The 15,867-nt window shown below is 63.0% G+C and carries 13 protein-coding genes; 10 read left to right on the forward strand and 3 right to left on the reverse strand.

The annotated features are described in order from the left end of the window. Positions 1-138 precede the first annotated feature (138 nt). Complete coding sequence (locus tag KGJ62_10695; GenBank protein ID MDE2127047.1) at positions 139-912, reverse strand: N-acetylmuramoyl-L-alanine amidase; 774 nt, start codon at positions 910-912, stop codon at positions 139-141. A gap of 164 nt (positions 913-1,076) precedes the next feature. On the opposite strand from KGJ62_10695, the gene KGJ62_10700 reads away from it, so the two are divergent. The 8 genes from KGJ62_10700 (at position 1,077) to ndk (ending at position 9,549) form a co-directional block, all read left to right on the forward strand. Beyond that, the gene (locus KGJ62_10700; GenBank protein MDE2127048.1) at positions 1,077-1,346 is read left to right on the forward strand and encodes a hypothetical protein; all 270 of its coding nucleotides are present in this window, start codon (positions 1,077-1,079) and stop codon (positions 1,344-1,346) included. Positions 1,347-1,374: 28 nt separating this feature from the next. Then, a complete protein-coding gene (locus KGJ62_10705; GenBank protein MDE2127049.1) occupies positions 1,375-1,635 on the forward strand; it encodes a hypothetical protein in 261 nt (86 codons plus the stop codon). A gap of 307 nt (positions 1,636-1,942) precedes the next feature. Then, positions 1,943-2,419: a TM2 domain-containing protein gene (locus KGJ62_10710; GenBank protein MDE2127050.1), complete on the forward strand. Its 477-nt coding sequence runs from the start codon at positions 1,943-1,945 to the stop codon at positions 2,417-2,419. 90 nt (positions 2,420-2,509) lie between these two features. Continuing rightward, on the forward strand, positions 2,510-2,980 hold the full coding sequence (locus tag KGJ62_10715; GenBank protein MDE2127051.1) for a TM2 domain-containing protein: 471 nt from the start codon (positions 2,510-2,512) through the stop codon (positions 2,978-2,980). A gap of 250 nt (positions 2,981-3,230) precedes the next feature. Continuing rightward, positions 3,231-5,297 carry an excinuclease ABC subunit UvrB gene (uvrB, locus tag KGJ62_10720; protein ID MDE2127052.1) on the forward strand — a complete coding sequence of 689 codons (2,067 nt, stop codon included), beginning with the start codon at positions 3,231-3,233 and terminating at the stop codon, positions 5,295-5,297. Further along, the gene (locus tag KGJ62_10725) at positions 5,294-6,337 is read left to right on the forward strand and encodes an NAD(P)-dependent glycerol-3-phosphate dehydrogenase (protein ID MDE2127053.1); all 1,044 of its coding nucleotides are present in this window, start codon (positions 5,294-5,296) and stop codon (positions 6,335-6,337) included. Before uvrB ends, KGJ62_10725 begins: the two co-directional genes overlap by 4 nt. Before the next feature lie 390 nt (positions 6,338-6,727). After that, positions 6,728-9,085: a DNA translocase FtsK gene (locus tag KGJ62_10730; protein MDE2127054.1), complete on the forward strand. Its 2,358-nt coding sequence runs from the start codon at positions 6,728-6,730 to the stop codon at positions 9,083-9,085. A 44-nt stretch (positions 9,086-9,129) separates the two neighbouring features. After that, positions 9,130-9,549, forward strand: a complete 420-nt coding sequence (gene ndk / locus KGJ62_10735; GenBank protein ID MDE2127055.1) for a nucleoside-diphosphate kinase — start codon at positions 9,130-9,132, stop codon at positions 9,547-9,549. Between the two features lie 19 nt (positions 9,550-9,568). Here the strand turns inward: ndk and KGJ62_10740 are convergent, their stop codons facing one another. Together KGJ62_10740 and KGJ62_10745 are read right to left on the reverse strand one after the other, a co-directional pair. After that, positions 9,569-11,395 carry a tetratricopeptide repeat protein gene (locus KGJ62_10740; protein MDE2127056.1) on the reverse strand — a complete coding sequence of 609 codons (1,827 nt, stop codon included), beginning with the start codon at positions 11,393-11,395 and terminating at the stop codon, positions 9,569-9,571. Then, positions 11,362-12,684: a tetratricopeptide repeat protein gene (locus tag KGJ62_10745; protein MDE2127057.1), complete on the reverse strand. Its 1,323-nt coding sequence runs from the start codon at positions 12,682-12,684 to the stop codon at positions 11,362-11,364. The genes KGJ62_10740 and KGJ62_10745 overlap by 34 nt, the downstream gene beginning before the upstream one ends. A 430-nt stretch (positions 12,685-13,114) precedes the next feature. On the opposite strand from KGJ62_10745, the gene KGJ62_10750 reads away from it, so the two are divergent. Further along, positions 13,115-14,806: a hypothetical protein gene (locus KGJ62_10750; GenBank protein MDE2127058.1), complete on the forward strand. Its 1,692-nt coding sequence runs from the start codon at positions 13,115-13,117 to the stop codon at positions 14,804-14,806. Positions 14,807-14,852: 46 nt separating this feature from the next. Further along, positions 14,853-15,794 carry an aldo/keto reductase gene (locus tag KGJ62_10755; GenBank protein ID MDE2127059.1) on the forward strand — a complete coding sequence of 314 codons (942 nt, stop codon included), beginning with the start codon at positions 14,853-14,855 and terminating at the stop codon, positions 15,792-15,794. Positions 15,795-15,867: the final 73 nt, after the last annotated feature.

The raw sequence follows: 15,867 nt of genomic DNA on the forward strand, positions 1-15,867 counted from the left end.
GCGGCCGCGGGCTGGTCTGCAAAAGGTGATCGAAGCAGATCATGATACCACCTGGGCGCAGATAGCGTCGGAAACCTCGGCGGGCGACGGACCGTCAGACCCAGTTGCGGGCGCTTCAAGCAGAGCTCCGCGGCACATTCAAGGATCGATTGCCGGTTTCTGCGCCCCGGATGTTCTATGGTGTAAACGCCTGTTCGTTACCGCCAGAGCGCCGGCTGCCAGGGCACGGACCATCTTTCCGGCTCCGTCGGTCGAGGTGATGAACGCTTCATCGTGTGGGTTTGTGAGGACGCACATCTCCACGAGAATAACCGGGACGCGCGCGTAGATGGAGCCTTCCAGCGCGCCATGCAGGCGCCTGCCCACCTGCGTTTGCATATCCGTCATGATTCCACGATCATGCAGTGCGCCGTGTAGGGCGGCGATGAATGCATGGTGGAAGAGAGAGGCCGCAGATCTGCTCTCGATGCGCACGTATGCCGGCGGGCCGCTTACGCCGCGGATCGTACCGGCGATCGCGGGATAGTAGATACCGGCGCCGGTGGCAGAGCCGGCATCGCAGTGAAGGCGGAGAAACAGCGCGGCATGGGCTCTGTTTGCAATTCGGGCGCGCGCTCGGTTTGAAACGTTCTCGCCGGCGCTTGTCTTTGTCAACACAACGCTGCATCCGGCGTGAAGCAGGGCGCGGCGAAGAAGCAGAGCAATGTGCCAGGCAACCCGGTATTCGGCGCTATGGCGGCCGCGCGCACCAACGGTTGCCGCCGAGTGGCCCGGGTCGATGCATACGATTGGCGGGAGAACGCGTGTACGGCTGGCTGGACGGCAACTGCGCGCGGGCATTGCAACGGCGGACGCGGCAGCCCAGAGAATCGCCGCGATGGCTGCGCAGCGAACGGGGACTCGGTTCATCATAATCGTCGATTCCGGGGCGGGCAACATCAGCAGATTGCGTGTGGTTGAGAGGCGCGCGAAGCTGGAGCCGAAGCTGCCGAAATGCGTGACTTCATTGAAGGGACAACGGTTTCAAATGGGTAATAGGGTACTCGTAGATCGGGAATTTGGAGGAACTTACGTCGATGGTTTGCTCCGCTGCTCTGCCGAACTTCATCACCGAGAATTACGAAGTTGTGGAGTGGCGTAATGCGTGCGCGATTCTCGAAACGGACTTTCCGAGCGAATGGGACGATATACTGGCGGTTCTGACGCGATTCCGCCTCAAGAACGGAACCATCAATAAGCCCGGGGGAAACAAGCCAATGGCGCCGGCAGCGGACGGTGTCCGGTGCTCGTGCCTGGAATCGGCAAGTTACTCTTCACGCACGATGACGATATCGACGCTGCGATAATAGTCGCCGCTGACGACGAAGATCCAGAATGAGCGACCATATCACAGCGGGCGAAGATTTGCTGATGCGCGTCGGAAATGAGCGTTACGGCACGGTGTTGGCCGATCCGCCCCGGCATTTTGCCAACAGCAACGGCAAGATGGCCCCGGAGCACAAGCGCCTGCGGGGCTATGAGACGCTATCGTTTCAGGAGATCAACGACTTCCGGTGGTCCAACCGGCCCTACCGTGATCGCACCGGCACATTTGGGTTCCGAATGCGCCCGTTCAAGAGGGTTTGGAAGTCATGAGCCGGTGGGGCTTCACCGACAAAACTCACATCGTCTGGTACAAAACCCGAAAGGACGGCGGCCCAGACGGTCGCGGAGCAGGCTGCTATTTCCGCAAGGCTACAGAGATGTTTGCACGAGCCACGCGGGATGGTTGGAAGCAATGGGGAAACGAAGTCGATAAGAACGGTACTGTTGACGAGACAGACCGTGAAGCTCAGCTGCAGTTTGTCATGGAGACACGCGGGGGCCCTACGACCGTTGACGGGAGTTGACGCCGTCGCGGGCACCCACGTAGGAACTGGGCTCCGGCTAAAGGATTGCTACATTGTCAGTCCCTGCAAAAACCTGCGCAGCATGCGGCGCCGACGCACATCTCCAGGCCGAAAGGTGTCCGTCGTGCGGGCATGCGTTTGTGCCGCCCGATCCAGGCATCGCACCAGCCGGTCCTGTTCGGGCGCCGGCCGGATATGAGGTAACGCCAGCGGCGGGCCAGGGCGCTCGTCTGGGTACGAACGAGCCGTATGCTGCGAAGCCAATACGACAGAAGAGTAAGGTGATTGCGGCGCTCCTGGCGCTTTTCCTCGGAGGGACTGGCGCCCACGGCTTCTACCTTGGCAACAGACGGATGGGCTTTACCATACTGGCGGTGAATCTTCTGGGTATACCACTGCTGCTGATCGGAGTTGGGGTGGTGGTCATCGGCGCCGTCAGCCTGCTCTGTTTCGTCCAGACATTCGTCTATCTCATCCGCAGCGAGGCAGACTTCTACCAGGACTATGTGGTTGAGAAGCGGTGGCTTTGATTCGTCGTGGATGTGACGCAGCCGGTGCGGCACGCGGCATTGCAATGGGACGCGAGGGCAGGAAGGCAGCGTACAAACCGGAGAATCGAAATGGCAATACCTGGTAAGACCTGCGCCGCCTGCGGCGCAACAGCACATCTCCAGGCGGAGAAGTGTCCAAAGTGCGGGGCCGGCTTTTCGAGCGTGAATCCGGCTGGGCCGGCGCCTCATGGAACCGCGCAGCCAGGCTTCCAGCAGCCACTGCCGGGCCAGTATCCGTACCCGGGTGCGATGCAGCCCCATCCAGCCTTTTGGCCCGCACCCAAGAGCAACGTGACGGCCGGTCTGCTGGCGCTGTTCCTCGGATGGACGGGCGCACACGCCTTCTACCTGGGCAACCTGCCGATGGGCTTTATTATCCTGGCCATAAACCTGTTAGCCCTGCCCTTGCTGTTGCTCGGAATCGGGTTTCTGATTCTTCCGGTCGTCGGCACGTTCACTTTCGTTCAGGCGATCCTCTACTTCTGCAGCAATGAGGCAGACTTTTACCACAAGTATGTGGTTGGCAAGCGGTGGCTTTGAGCCAGGGTGGGTATTGCGGAGCCGCTATGCTCGCGCCTCGATGCACCGGACGGCAGCACGCCGGCACTCGCTCCCATCTCGCAATGGCGAGCGTTCGTCCGTTATGAACTGGCCGTAACCGGTCCGCCGTCGCGGCTCGTATGATCGGCGCGTTCCGGATTCGACCATCAGGCGCGAGTATCTTACCGGGCACGCCCTTACCTGACGGCAGGTACAATGCCGCTGAGGGCTGCGCTTTGCGGGAGATCCCATGCCTGAGTTCCAGATTGTAAGCGACTATACGCCAGGCGGCGATCAACCTGCCGCGATCGATCAGCTTGAAGCCGGCGTGCGCAGCGGCCAGCGCTTCCAGACCTTGCTCGGCGCCACCGGCACCGGGAAGACGTTCACGATGGCGCACCTGATAGCGCGGCTGCAGCGCCCCACTCTGGTGATCGCCCACAACAAGACGCTGGCTTCGCAGCTCTGCTCCGAGTTCCGGTCGTTCTTCCCCCACAATCGAGTGGAATACTTCGTAAGCTATTACGACTACTATCAGCCGGAAGCCTATATCCCATCCACAGATACCTATATTGAGAAGGACAGCAGTGTCAACAAGGAGATCGAGCGGCTGCGCCACTCCTCTACGCAGGCGGTGCTGGAACGCAACGACGTGATCGTGGTTGCCTCGGTGAGCTGTATCTACGGTCTCGGCTCGCCGGATGAGTACCGTGAGGTCTCGCTTCAGTTACAGCGTGGCGCCAGCTATCGGCGTGACGAGATTCTGACGCGCCTCATTGAGATGCAGTTTGAGCGCAATCAGATGGAGCTGCAGCGTGGCACCTTCCGCGTGCGCGGCGATATCATCGAGATAATGCCCGCGGATGAAGAGAAGGTGATCCGGGCAGAGCTGTTCGGCGACGAACTGGAGAAGATCACCGTTGTCAATATGCTCACCGGCGAAATCATGTCGGTACACGACTCGATCAACGTGTACGCCGCCACCCACTTTGTTACGTCACAGGAGCGTTTAGCACAGGCGCTGGAAACAATCCGCATCGAAGCGGATGAGCGACTCGCCTGGTTCCGTGACCGGGGCATGCTCCTGGAAGCGCAGCGGCTTGAGCAGCGCACCAACAACGATCTGGAGATGATCCGCTCGACCGGTTTCTGCAGCGGCATCGAGAACTATTCCCGGATTCTGGATGGGCGCGATGCCGGCACGCACCCAAACACCCTGTTCGATTACTTCCCGGAAGGCTTTCTGACGGTGATCGACGAGAGCCATCAGACTCTGCCGCAGTTGCGCGCCATGTACAACGGCGATCGCGCACGCAAGCAGGTGTTGATCGACTTTGGGTTCCGGCTGCCCTCAGCAGCCGACAACCGGCCGCTCAAATTCCACGAATGGGAGGCCGCTGTCGGACAGGCCGTCTTCGTCTCGGCAACTCCCGGTCCCTACGAGCGTGAACACAGCGGGCAACTGGTGGAACAGATCATCCGGCCCACCGGGCTGATGGATCCGGAGGTGATCATCCGTCCCACGCGAGGGCAGATCGACGACCTCATCGGCGAAATCCGGCAGCGCGTGGAGTCCGGTCAGCGGACGCTGGTCACCACGCTCACGAAGCGCATGGCCGAGGACCTCACGGCATATCTGCAGGATGCCAAGATGCGGGTGAGTTACCTCCATTCCGACATCAAGACGCTGGACCGTATGGGCATCCTGCGCGATCTCCGTTTGGGCGCCGTGGATGTGGTGGTCGGCATCAACCTCCTGCGCGAAGGTTTGGACCTGCCGGAAGTATCTCTTGTCGCGATCCTGGATGCCGACAAGGAGGGCTTTCTGCGGTCGGACACCTCGCTGGTGCAGACGATTGGACGAGCCGCGCGGCACGTGAGCGGCCAGGTGATCATGTATGCCGACACGGTAACGGGCAGCATGCAGCGGGCGATCGATGAGACGAACCGGCGGCGGCAGAAGCAGTCGGCGTATAACGAGGAGCACGGTATCACGCCACAGTCCGTTCAGAAGGAGGTGCGCGAACTGCTTCAAGCCTCGTACGTGTCGGAAGATCGGCCGGGCTGGAATCCGGACGAAAGCGTGGCCCGGCTGCATACCGATGCCGCGACGATCCCAGCATCGGAGATCTCGAGCGAAATCGCCAAGTTGGAGCTGGAGATGCGTGAGGCGGCAAAGTCGCTGAACTTTGAGTACGCAGCGGAACTGCGTGACGAAATCAAGGAACTTCGGCGCCTGGCGCCGGCGGCGGCGGCTGCAGCGGGCAAAGGCGGCCGGGGCGCACCCGCTCCTCCTCGCCCGCGGCGCGGTTCGTGACCGGCGCAGCGGTAGCCGTGCTTGGCGCCGGGAGCTGGGGCACCGCGCTGGCGAGGCTCCTCGCCGACAACGGATGCAGCGTGCGCTTGTGGGACAGAGACCCGGCACACTCCGCCCGGATTGGCATTGATCGCGAGAACAAGCGGTATCTTCCCGGCGCAGCGCTGCCACCTACTGTAGAGGTGACCGCCGACCTTCCGGCCGCGCTCAACGGCGCGGATGCCGTCGTGTTCGCGGTACCCGGCGGTGCGATGCGCAACGTTGCCGAGCGTGCCCGACTCGCACTTCCGCCGGACGCTCTGATCATCTCGGCCGCGAAAGGGCTGGAGCCCTCCGGGCTGCGCATGAGTGAAGTGGCTGCAGAGGCGCTGGAGTGTGGCGCCGCGCAGATCGTTGCGCTAAGTGGGCCGAATCTGGCAGTTGAGTTGGCTGCCGGCATGCCGACGGCAACCGTTGTGGCCTCCGTGGCGTCGGAGGCAAGACAGCGTGCGCAGCAGCTATTTCACACGCGTCATACCCCGGTATTCCGCGTCTATACCAGCGATGACGTCGCCGGCGTCGAGCTCGGCGGCGCGGTGAAGAATGTAATCGCTATTGGCGCGGGCCTATGTGACGGACTGGGCTTTGGTGACAACACGAAAGCCGCGCTCATGACTCGCGGACTGGCGGAGACCGTACGGCTCGGCACAGCCATTGGTGCGCGAGCCGACACTTTTATGGGGTTGAGCGGCGTTGGAGATCTTATGGCTACCGGCGCCAGCAATCTCTCTCGCAACTATCGCATCGGCGCCGCCATCGGCCGCGGAGCTTCGCTGGACGATGCGCTGGCCACCGTTGGGCAGGTGGCTGAGGGCGTTCCCACAACCAGCGCGCTTTACCGGCTTGCCGGCTCGGCGGGTATCGAGATGCCGCTCGCGTGCGCTCTCTACGGTGTACTGTTTTCCGGATCCGATCCACGCGAGGCAATCACCGCGCTGATGCTGCGACCTCCGCGAGCCGAAGGTGGTGAGACCAGGCCGGACCGATTTGAGCCGGCGTAAACGCGGGCGCTGCAAGCGGCAAACACAGCGATGACCGGGATGCCGCTCACCGGGCGCCGAACGAGACCGTCCTTTGTGTTCCTCATGGTTGCGCGCAGCGCCAACGCGCTTGATCCTGATGGGACGTATGCGATCTGTGGGACGCATCACGACACCGTGACGACGCCGGAGCTCGGCTGACGGAGCGAGACGCGTGCGTTCGCGAGGCGCCGACACTGCTGCCGTGCATAGGCGGCTCGGGAGCTGCAGTCCGATGCGGAACGCGAATGTCCCGCATCCGTAGGCAGCGCGCTAACCGGCAACTTGCATATGATGTAACACTGCTGGCAATACAGGCATTGACCGTAACCCCGCATTCGGATATACTGTGCGCCTGGAGGAAGCTGGCGGATGTCGACAGATCGGCGCAGGAGCGCCGCCGCCGCGCCGATGCCGGCGCGGAGAATGCAGGACCTCATCGGGTTGGCGCTCTTTTGCTTTGGCGCAATCAGCCTGATATCGCTTGCTACGCCTCAACCCGGACCCGTACCCACCGCGCTCAATGCAGCGCTGCGGCTGGCAGCGGGCGATGGGTCGTGGGCGATCCCGCTCGGCACAATGTTCGCCGGCTCGATGTTCCTCATCGGCTACCAGCGGCTATCACTTTCTCACTCCTCCATCGGCACACTGCTTCTCTGGCTCGCCTTTGTCTGCAGCCGGCAGTTAGACACGATGCCCGCGGGGGCAACCTGGAACCCAGCGCTGGCTTCGGGCGCAGGAGGCGCAGCGGGCTGGGCGATCGGCGCCGGTCTCTCGGCAGCCGCCGGCGGCCTGATTGCACGACTGGTGATAGTATTCTCCGCACTCGCCGGTATTGTGCTCCTGGCTGACCGCCCGCTGATTGATGTCGCCCGCCGCTGCCTCGATCTCGCCGCTCCGGCCGGGCGAGCCGGAACTGCCATGACCCGACGCGCCGGCAGTGGCTTTATCTCCCGTTTGCGGGCTTACCTGGATCGGCGTGCCGAGGTCCGGGCCGAGGCGTTGATTGAGCAGGAAGACGACGAGGAGGGTGAAGAGGATCTACGCGAGTATGACGGACTCGCTTCAACCGTGCCCGAGCCTGCGGAGATGAAGGAACCGGCACGGGTATTTGCCCTGCCGGCATCCGAAGCCGTAGCGGCCGATACCACCGCCGCTACCATCACTGCAGCGGTGGAGCAGAAGACCGAGCCGGCGCCGGTACCGCTTACCGCGCGACCGGAGAGCAACGGCAAGCCAGCCCAGCCCAGTCTAACCGGCTTTGCCCTGCCGCCGTTGAGCCTGCTGAAGGATACCGGCGCGGCTACGGCACAGCGCACTCAGGCAGAGGTGGACGAAAAGGCCCGCATCATCGAGCGCACGCTTGAGGAGTTCCGCATCGGTGCTACGGTGGTCGAGGTGGCTGCCGGACCCACAATCACGCGGTTTGAGATTCAGCTGGCGCCAGGCATCAAGGTCAGCAAGATCGTGAGTCTGGCCGATAACCTGACGATGAGCCTGGCAGCCATTGATGTGCGCGTGGAGGCGCCGATTCCCGGCAAATCTGCGATTGGCGTGGAGGTGCCGAACGCGCACCCGGTCACTGTGCGGCTGCGTGAATGCCTGAACACGCAGGAGTTTCAGGAGGCGCCATCGCTGCTCACCATTGCGCTTGGAAAGGATGTTGCCGGCCAACACCGCTACGCAGACCTGACCCGAATGCCGCACCTTCTCATTGGAGGCAGTACCAACTCCGGCAAGTCGGTCTTCTTGAACACACTCATCGCCAGCCTGGTCTATCGCGCGACACCCGAAGAGGTGAAGCTGCTTATGGTCGATCCCAAGCAGGTGGAACTCAGCCTCTGGGACGGCATTCCGCACCTGCTGCATCCGGTGGTCAAAGACGTGAAGCAGGCTGCCGGCCTGTTTCGAGCCGCACTCAAGGAGATGTCGCGGCGCTTCGATCTGTTTGCGGCGATAGGCACACGGGGTATTGATGGTTACAATTCGCGCGTAACTCGCGAGGAACGCCTGCCCTATATGGTTTTGATTGTGGACGAACTATCGGACCTGATGATGCAGCAGGGCCCTGAAGTTGAGGCGAGCATCTGTCGCCTGGCTCAGATGGCGCGCGCAACCGGCATTCATCTGGTTCTGGCCACGCAGCGGCCTTCGGTCAACGTGGTCACCGGTACCATCAAGGCCAATATCTGCTCGCGCATCGCCTTTGCCGTTGCCTCTCAGGTCGACTCGCGCACCATCCTGGATGCCGGGGGAGCGGATCGACTGATTGGCCGCGGAGATCTGCTCTTCCTGCCGTTGGATGCCGCCAAACCAACACGGATTCAAGGTTGCTATATGAGCGAGGCAGATACTAACGCGCTCGTGAGCTACCTACGCGCGCAGGGCCGTCCGGACTACTCGTTTGAGATACCGGATCCGCTCGGAGGCGGCGGACGGGACGCCGACGAGCCTGGCGACGACGTGGATGACGAGTTCTTTGAGCAGGCGGTGCGGCTGGTGGTCACGCAGGGCCAGTGCTCCGTATCGAGCCTGCAGCGCAAGTTCCGGATCGGATACACGCGCGCGGCACGCATCGCGGAGATGATGGAGGAGCGCGGGATCGTAGGCCCACCGAACGGAGCCAAGCCGCGCGACCTCCTGATCTCGCCGGTGCAGGCCGAAGAGTTGTTTCGAGTACAGATGGCGCCCGCTATGGACGGCGCAGAACGCGAGACCGACGCGGTTTGAGCAAATCAGGGGCGCAGCGCGACCGGCGGCCCATACGGAGGATCATGCAAAGAACGTTTGTTATGGTGAAACCCGACGGCGTGCAGCGCCGTTTAGCCGGCGAGATTCTGCGCCGGTTTGAGTCGCGCGGCTTGCGGATTGTCGGCCTGAAGCAGCTGGTTCCAAATCGACAGCTGGCTGAAGCGCACTACGCCATCCATGCGTCACGACCCTTCTATGGTGAACTGGTGCAGTTCATCATCAGCGGCCCTGTGGTTGCTATGGTGCTTGAGGGTACTGAGGCAATTGCACTCTGCCGTACGATGATTGGTGCTACCAAACCGCTGGACGCGCTGCCCGGCACGATCCGCGGTGACTTCACCACGGAACTGAAAGCCAATCTGGTGCACGGATCGGACAGCGAGCTGTCGGCCAAGACTGAGATCGCGCTCTGGTTCCGGCCCGAGGAACTGCTGCCCGAGTAGCGGAACGCCTGCCCGTCGATCAATCGTGCGTAGTGGTTACGCCGCTGTCGGCGCCCGGGGCGGGCGGCGATAGACGGGCGTCGCCCGCGGTCAGCTCTCGTAACGCGTCGACGGCGCTGGACTGTATATCGTTCACCTGGTCGGCGATTGGCGCCTTGAGGTAGTTTCGGAACATGTCCACCGTTTGCAGTGCGATCTGCGCGCCCTGCTGGTAGTGCGCCTGCGCCACGTCAAGCCCGGCGGCAGCCGGCAGCTTATCCAGGTAGTCGGCGGCTGCGAAAGCGCGATCGTGCAAATCCGAGGCAAAGCGCAGAAGGTCATTCTGGGTATGCGCACCGCTGGTTGCGGCCGCCAGATCCGACTGCAGCTCCGTAATCAGGTCGCGTTCACGCGCAGTGATCACCTTGACCAGCGACTTGTAAGCTTTCAGCCAGGTCTCCGTATCAGCCGGAGGCAGCAGTGACCGCTCTTTTTGCACCGCGTCGATGCTCCTGGGATATTGTGTCAGGTCGGATGCGGCCTTCAGCAGGTAGGTGTGCGCCAGCCTACTCCAGGGCAGCGGGCTTTTGGGATCCAGCTTCGAGGCATCCAGGTAGGTTTGTATAGCGGCGTCGAACTGATCCTGCGCCAGCTCGGTATCCCCCAGCGCCACTTTGAGGCTTACATCGGTTGGGTTTGCCGCTGCGGCCGCCTGGAACACCGCCGTCGCCTGCGTCACATTGCCGCCGGCTAGCAGCGCCTGGCCGTAGGCTCGCTGAAGGCCGGGGTTGGTTGGAGAAAGCGCAATGGCCCGCTTGACCTCGGCAACCGCCGAATCCGGCATGTTGCGGTCGAGATACGCCTGAACGAGCTGCTGGCGCAACCCAACGTCCATAGGCTTGTCGTTGATGGCTCGACGCAGCGCAACGATCACATTAGCTGTATCGCCCGTTTGGCGGTAACGCACGGCAAGCGCGGTGGGGTCTTCGGCAGGCGTTGCCGGCGCGCCGGTGTGTGGATCGATCTGTATGCTCGGCGTCGTTGGCGGTGTCGGCTGCTGCGCCGGCGGCAGCACGGGAGGGCCGAGGGGGTGCACGGAGTTCGGTGGCGTTATGGTTGTAGCGGGCGGCGCCGTGACGCTGGTTGCCGGTCCGACCGGCGGCCCATCCGGCGGGGGGCTCTTCGATGGCGGAGTGGCTGGCGGCGCATTACCTGCCGGTGTTTTGATGATTTTGGCTTGCGCCACCTGAACCACCGTCTTGTGGTTGAAGCGCTTGAGGCTGGCCGGCAGCCGATACGGTATCTGCAGATCGGCCGCCACGGCTTGCGCAGTTAGCGCGGCCATTTCGTCCTGCGTCAGCTTCTTTTTCTGAATCTTACTGGGCGCGGCGACATCCTGCGCAAGGTCCGTTTGCCACACGCCGATGGCCGCCTCGCTCTGAAAGCGTATCGATGTGGTGATGCCGTTTCGATCCTTTTGAGGATTGAACCAGAAGATATACTGAGCGCCGATGGCGTCGGCGATGCGCTGCTGCGCCCCGGAGTCACCAGCGTTGATCACGTCCGCCGCCTGAATCGTGTTTTCCCGGATCGCGCGCTCGACGCTGGGTTCATTCGCGCTGAACTGGATGACCTGAAACCGGTTCTCGCCGCGAAACAGCTCACGCAGCCTGAGTGCGAGCGTGGCCTGAAAGCCGCGCTTAAGATCGGCGCCATGCACCGCGGCTTCCGGGATCAGCAGCAGAGTGTTGGCGGACGATCTGTGCGCAGTATTCTGCCCGATGCATGGAGCGGTAGCCGCCAAAAGAGCGGTCGCCACCGCCGATGTGCCGATCAGGGTCCGCAAAGCTTCTTGCCCGTTTGACATACCCGGATACCCTCTCGAGCGACCTCTACATTGGAACCCGAATCGATCTGCTTCTGGTACGCGGAGATGGCGTTATCGTAGTTGGCCGATGCCGACGTGGTATCACCGAGCCGGTAGAAGGTGAGCGCGATCTGCTGGTACACATAACCGCGCTGCGAGGAGGCTCCTGCAAGCGCGGCTTGATACTCGCGCAGTGCGCCGGAGTAGTTGCCCTTCATTTTCAGGTCGTCGGCAATGGCGATTTGCGACTGCGATTCGGAGGATGGGCCAGACGCCGGCTGCGCCCCACCCTGCGCCGGCTTGGATACCGTGATGCGGATAATCGCCGGATCGGCGGGGGGAGCTTTGGCGTGGTGTCCATGGACCGGAATGACGAGCGTGCCACCATTTGGGCCATGGGTCGATTCCAGTCGAACGTGGTTCGCATCCGGCGACGTGCCCGTGGGCGCCGTTGGCTGCGAGGGTGGCGCCACCGCTGAGAGGCGCACGGGCGCCGGCGCCGGCGTCGGCACATATCGGATTTGCGGCTGCGGCGGGCTTTGTACCGGCTGTCCCGACAGCGGACCATAAATGTAGATGGGCGGCGCGCCGCCGGGAGTTGCAGGTTTCGGGGCGCCACCCGGCTGCGTGGAACTGGTGCCACTGCCCGGCAAATTGAGCGCAATGCGGCCGGGATTGAACGCTGCGGCAGGCGCAGGCGCATGGCGCTGCAAGTTGCGGAGGCGGATTGCAGCTCCGGCATAACCTAAAACGAGCACGCCAAGAATGGCTGCGACAACCAGGATTGCGCGCCCCGTCGCCCGTGACGGCGGCTGCGACGCCGCGGTGATACGAGCGGCGGCCGCCGGGTCGGAGACCCTGTCGCCATCTCGCAGCTGATCCAGCTTCATCCTGTCGGCGATGCTGCCCGGATTGCTGGCCACCACATGCTCATATTCGCCGATGGCGCGCTGGCGATCTCCGGCTCGCTCGTAGAGCTGGCCCAGAAAGGCATGGAGCGAGGTGTTGGCGGGCAGCGACCGCAGCGCCGCCCTGCAAACCTCGATGGCGCCCGGCAAGTCACCGGTCCGCGAAAGCCGATAAGCGCGATCGACAACGGCCTGAACCTGCTCGGCCTCAGGAAGCGCCTGATCGAAGGCATCCTCAGAGACGTTGGCCCGTGCAGGCGCATCCAGCGCTGCGCCGCAGTGCTTGCAGTAGGCCGCATCACGTCTATTCTGTTTGCCGCACGCGCTGCAAAACATCGCGGTATTGTCCGATTCCGGGTGCGTGACGGGGGGAGTTGACACGCGCTCATTATAGTATACGCAACGCATTTTCGCAAGGTTCTGCCGCGCGGCGAGACCGGCGCGTGCCGCCGCCGCTGCGCACGGACCTGTTCAGTTCGGCCTTCCGGGTTGGCGCCGGTCTCACGATTAAGGACTGACTGGAGCCAGGCACCACGATCCCGCCGCCGCTCAAGCCGCCCATCGGCGCCGACACACCTGGCCGCCGCCGCCACAATGACTCGGCTTGGACGGCCGCAAGCGCACCTGGGCTGTACGTCCGTTCATCCATGCGACAATGTGTCCTCTCCGGTCAGGTTTCCCGTGAGGCAACGCGCTGAATTGACAAAGGCGGAACACGCCGATTATAATGACTGATTGGGTACGAGGCAGCGTTGCGAGGTTGATCTCTGGTAGCGCGGCGTTGTTCGAACCCCGAAAGATTGACACAGACATGGCCTCGGCCACACCGGACCTTCAAAAGATTCACGTCACGCTTGCGCCCGCCGACCTTGTGATTGAACCCGGTGGCGTTGCCCAGCTTACGGTAACCGTCCGAAATACGCAGACAGAACCCGACCGCGTCTCGTTTGAGGTTGAGGGCATCGATATGGAGTGGTACGCCATTCCGGTGCCGGCTGTGAATGTTGCGCCGCGCGACTCCGCCACTGAGCGTATCATCTTCCGGATCGGACGATCCACCGATAACCAGGCCGGCGCCTACCCGTTTCTGGTTCGGGTGCAGGCGATGGAGAGCGGCGAGGTGGCTGTCGCGCAGGCGAGTCTGCAGATCAAGCCATTCCACTCGCTGCAGGTTGAGCTGATACCCAAGCGGGCCACCTCCACGTTCTTCCAGCCAAACAACCAGTTTGAGGTATCGCTCTCCAACCTGGGGAACACGCCGGTGACGCTGGATGTATCTGCCACCGACCCCGACTCGGCTTGCATGTACGAGTTTGAGACCAATGGGATGCAGCTGCAGCCGGGCCAGATACAGCAGGTCGAGCTGATTACGCGGCCAAAAGCGGCCTCACTCCTCTCCGGCGTGCGGCTCTACGGATTCAGCGTGCTGGCCCGGTCTCGCGAGGACGGGTACATCACGGCGACGGCCAATGGGCAGATTGAGAAGCACGCCATGGTGTCGCCTCTGGCCGGCATCTTCCTCTCTGTGCTCGTGCTCTGCTCGCTCGGCTGGTACCTCTTCCGTCCGAAACCGCTGCCACCGCTGATAATCCGCACCTTTTCGGCTTCTCCGGCCGCCACGCAGGAGGATAAGGACATCACGCTGACGTGGGACGTTTCGCCGGGCTTTACCCAGCTACTGATCGAGCACCGCGTATTGGGTCGCGATGCCACGGACGTGGTGGATGATGAGCCGCGGGATTCGGCGGGCAGTATCCACGTGCAGCCGGAGCCACCGCAGACCATCTACTCGCTGGTGCTGCGTGGGGCAAGCGGTCAGAAGGAGCAGCGTGAGCAGATAAAGGTGAATGTCCAGCCGCTGCCACCTCCGCCAAAGCCGGTGCTCACTGCATTCTGGGCCGATCCGCCGATCTGCCACGTCGGCGACATGGTGATGCTCACCTGGAAGGGACGCGCGGCGAATTACGTGCTCGATCCCGGCAGCATTCACCTGGAGAGCATCGACCGGTCGCATCAGGTAACGACCGATACGGTGGGTGATATGCAGTTCACGCTGCGGGCGTACGGCCAGGATCCGAACACGCCGCCATCCACCAAGACCATCACGGTGCACGTTGCGGGCAAAGACGAGAGCGTCGCGAAGATCGACCGGTTCAGTGCGTGGCCCGCTGCGCCAACGATCGGCGCTACCGTGCACCTGCGTTGGCACACGCTGTACGCAAAGGGCGGCGTGAAGATCCAGAGTAACAACGGCACGCCAATCGGCGACGCCAACGGCAACGTCGGCGCAAGCGGAACAACCGTATTCACCATCACAACGCCGACCACATTTACCATAACGGCCGTGGATGGCGCGGGCCTGCCGGCCGCGACAACGCTCACCATTACGCCTCACGCGGCGCCACCCCCCGTCTCCACCACCCCACCCGACACCACGCAGCCCGACACGTCCGGTCAGCCGGCCGGTGGCGCGAATCCTCCATCCGGAAGTCCGCCGCCGTAGTCCCCCGGGGCCGTTCGGCAGATCTCATCACCACGAAAGGCCGCAGATGGAACAACGCGCGTTGGGCACAACGGGCTTGACGGTGACCACGCTCGGGCTGGGCTGCGGCGGCCCAAGTCGCCTCGGGCTTTCCGGCGGCGCGCCGGAGGAATTGGCTGCCGGCGTCATCGATCTGGCCCTCCAGCGCGGCATCAGTTTTGTCGATACGGCGGAGGCCTACGGCAATGAGGAGGTGGTGGGCCGCGCTCTCTCGGGCCGCCGGGACCGGGTTGTGTTGTGCACCAAGGTGACGGCTCGCAGCCGGGACGGGCGTCTTTCAGCAGCGGAGTTTACGCGCCGGGCTGAAGCTTGCCTGCAGCGGTTGGATACGGGCTGCGTGGATGTGCTGTATCTCCACGGTGTTTCACCCGAGGACTACGAATTTGCGCTGGGCGAGATCCTGCCGGCAGCAGAAAGGCTGCGCGAGCAGGGAAAAGTAAGACACGTCGGCGTGACCGAAGCGTTTGGTGGAGATACCGAGCACGCCATGCTGAAGCGAGCCGCCCACGAACCACGATGGGAGGTGCTCATGGTTGGCTACAATTTCCTGAACCAGGGTGCGGCACGCAGCGTAATCGCGCCTGCCGCGGCACGAGGCGCCGGCATTGTGATCATGTTCGCCGTACGCCGAGCGCTGCGCGACAACGAAGCCCTCACGGCCGCAGTGGCAGACCTGGTTTCGCGCGAACCGGACGGCGCTTGTGCGCAGTGTGAAGCCGAAGAGCCGTTGGCAGCCTTTCTTGAGCGAAACGGCATCCCCAGCGTTCCGGATGCTGCCTACCGCTTTTGCCTTCACACTCCGGGTGTGCACAGCGTGCTGAGTGGGACGGGTGACGCGGAACACCTCACCGCAAACGTCGCCTCTGCGCTGGCGCCACCCCTGCCGGCCGCCGTCACCGAACGGTTGGAGCGGCAATTCGCCGGCGTCACCCACCTATCCGGCGGCTAACAGCCGGAAGGTAACCGGTTCACACCCATCTGGCGGGCCAGAGCGCGAGTTCAGCCGCCTGGAGCGAGCCTGC

This window comes from Armatimonadota bacterium (assembly GCA_028871815.1).
In the GTDB taxonomy this organism is placed as follows: Bacteria; Armatimonadota; Chthonomonadetes; order Chthonomonadales; family Chthonomonadaceae; genus REEB205.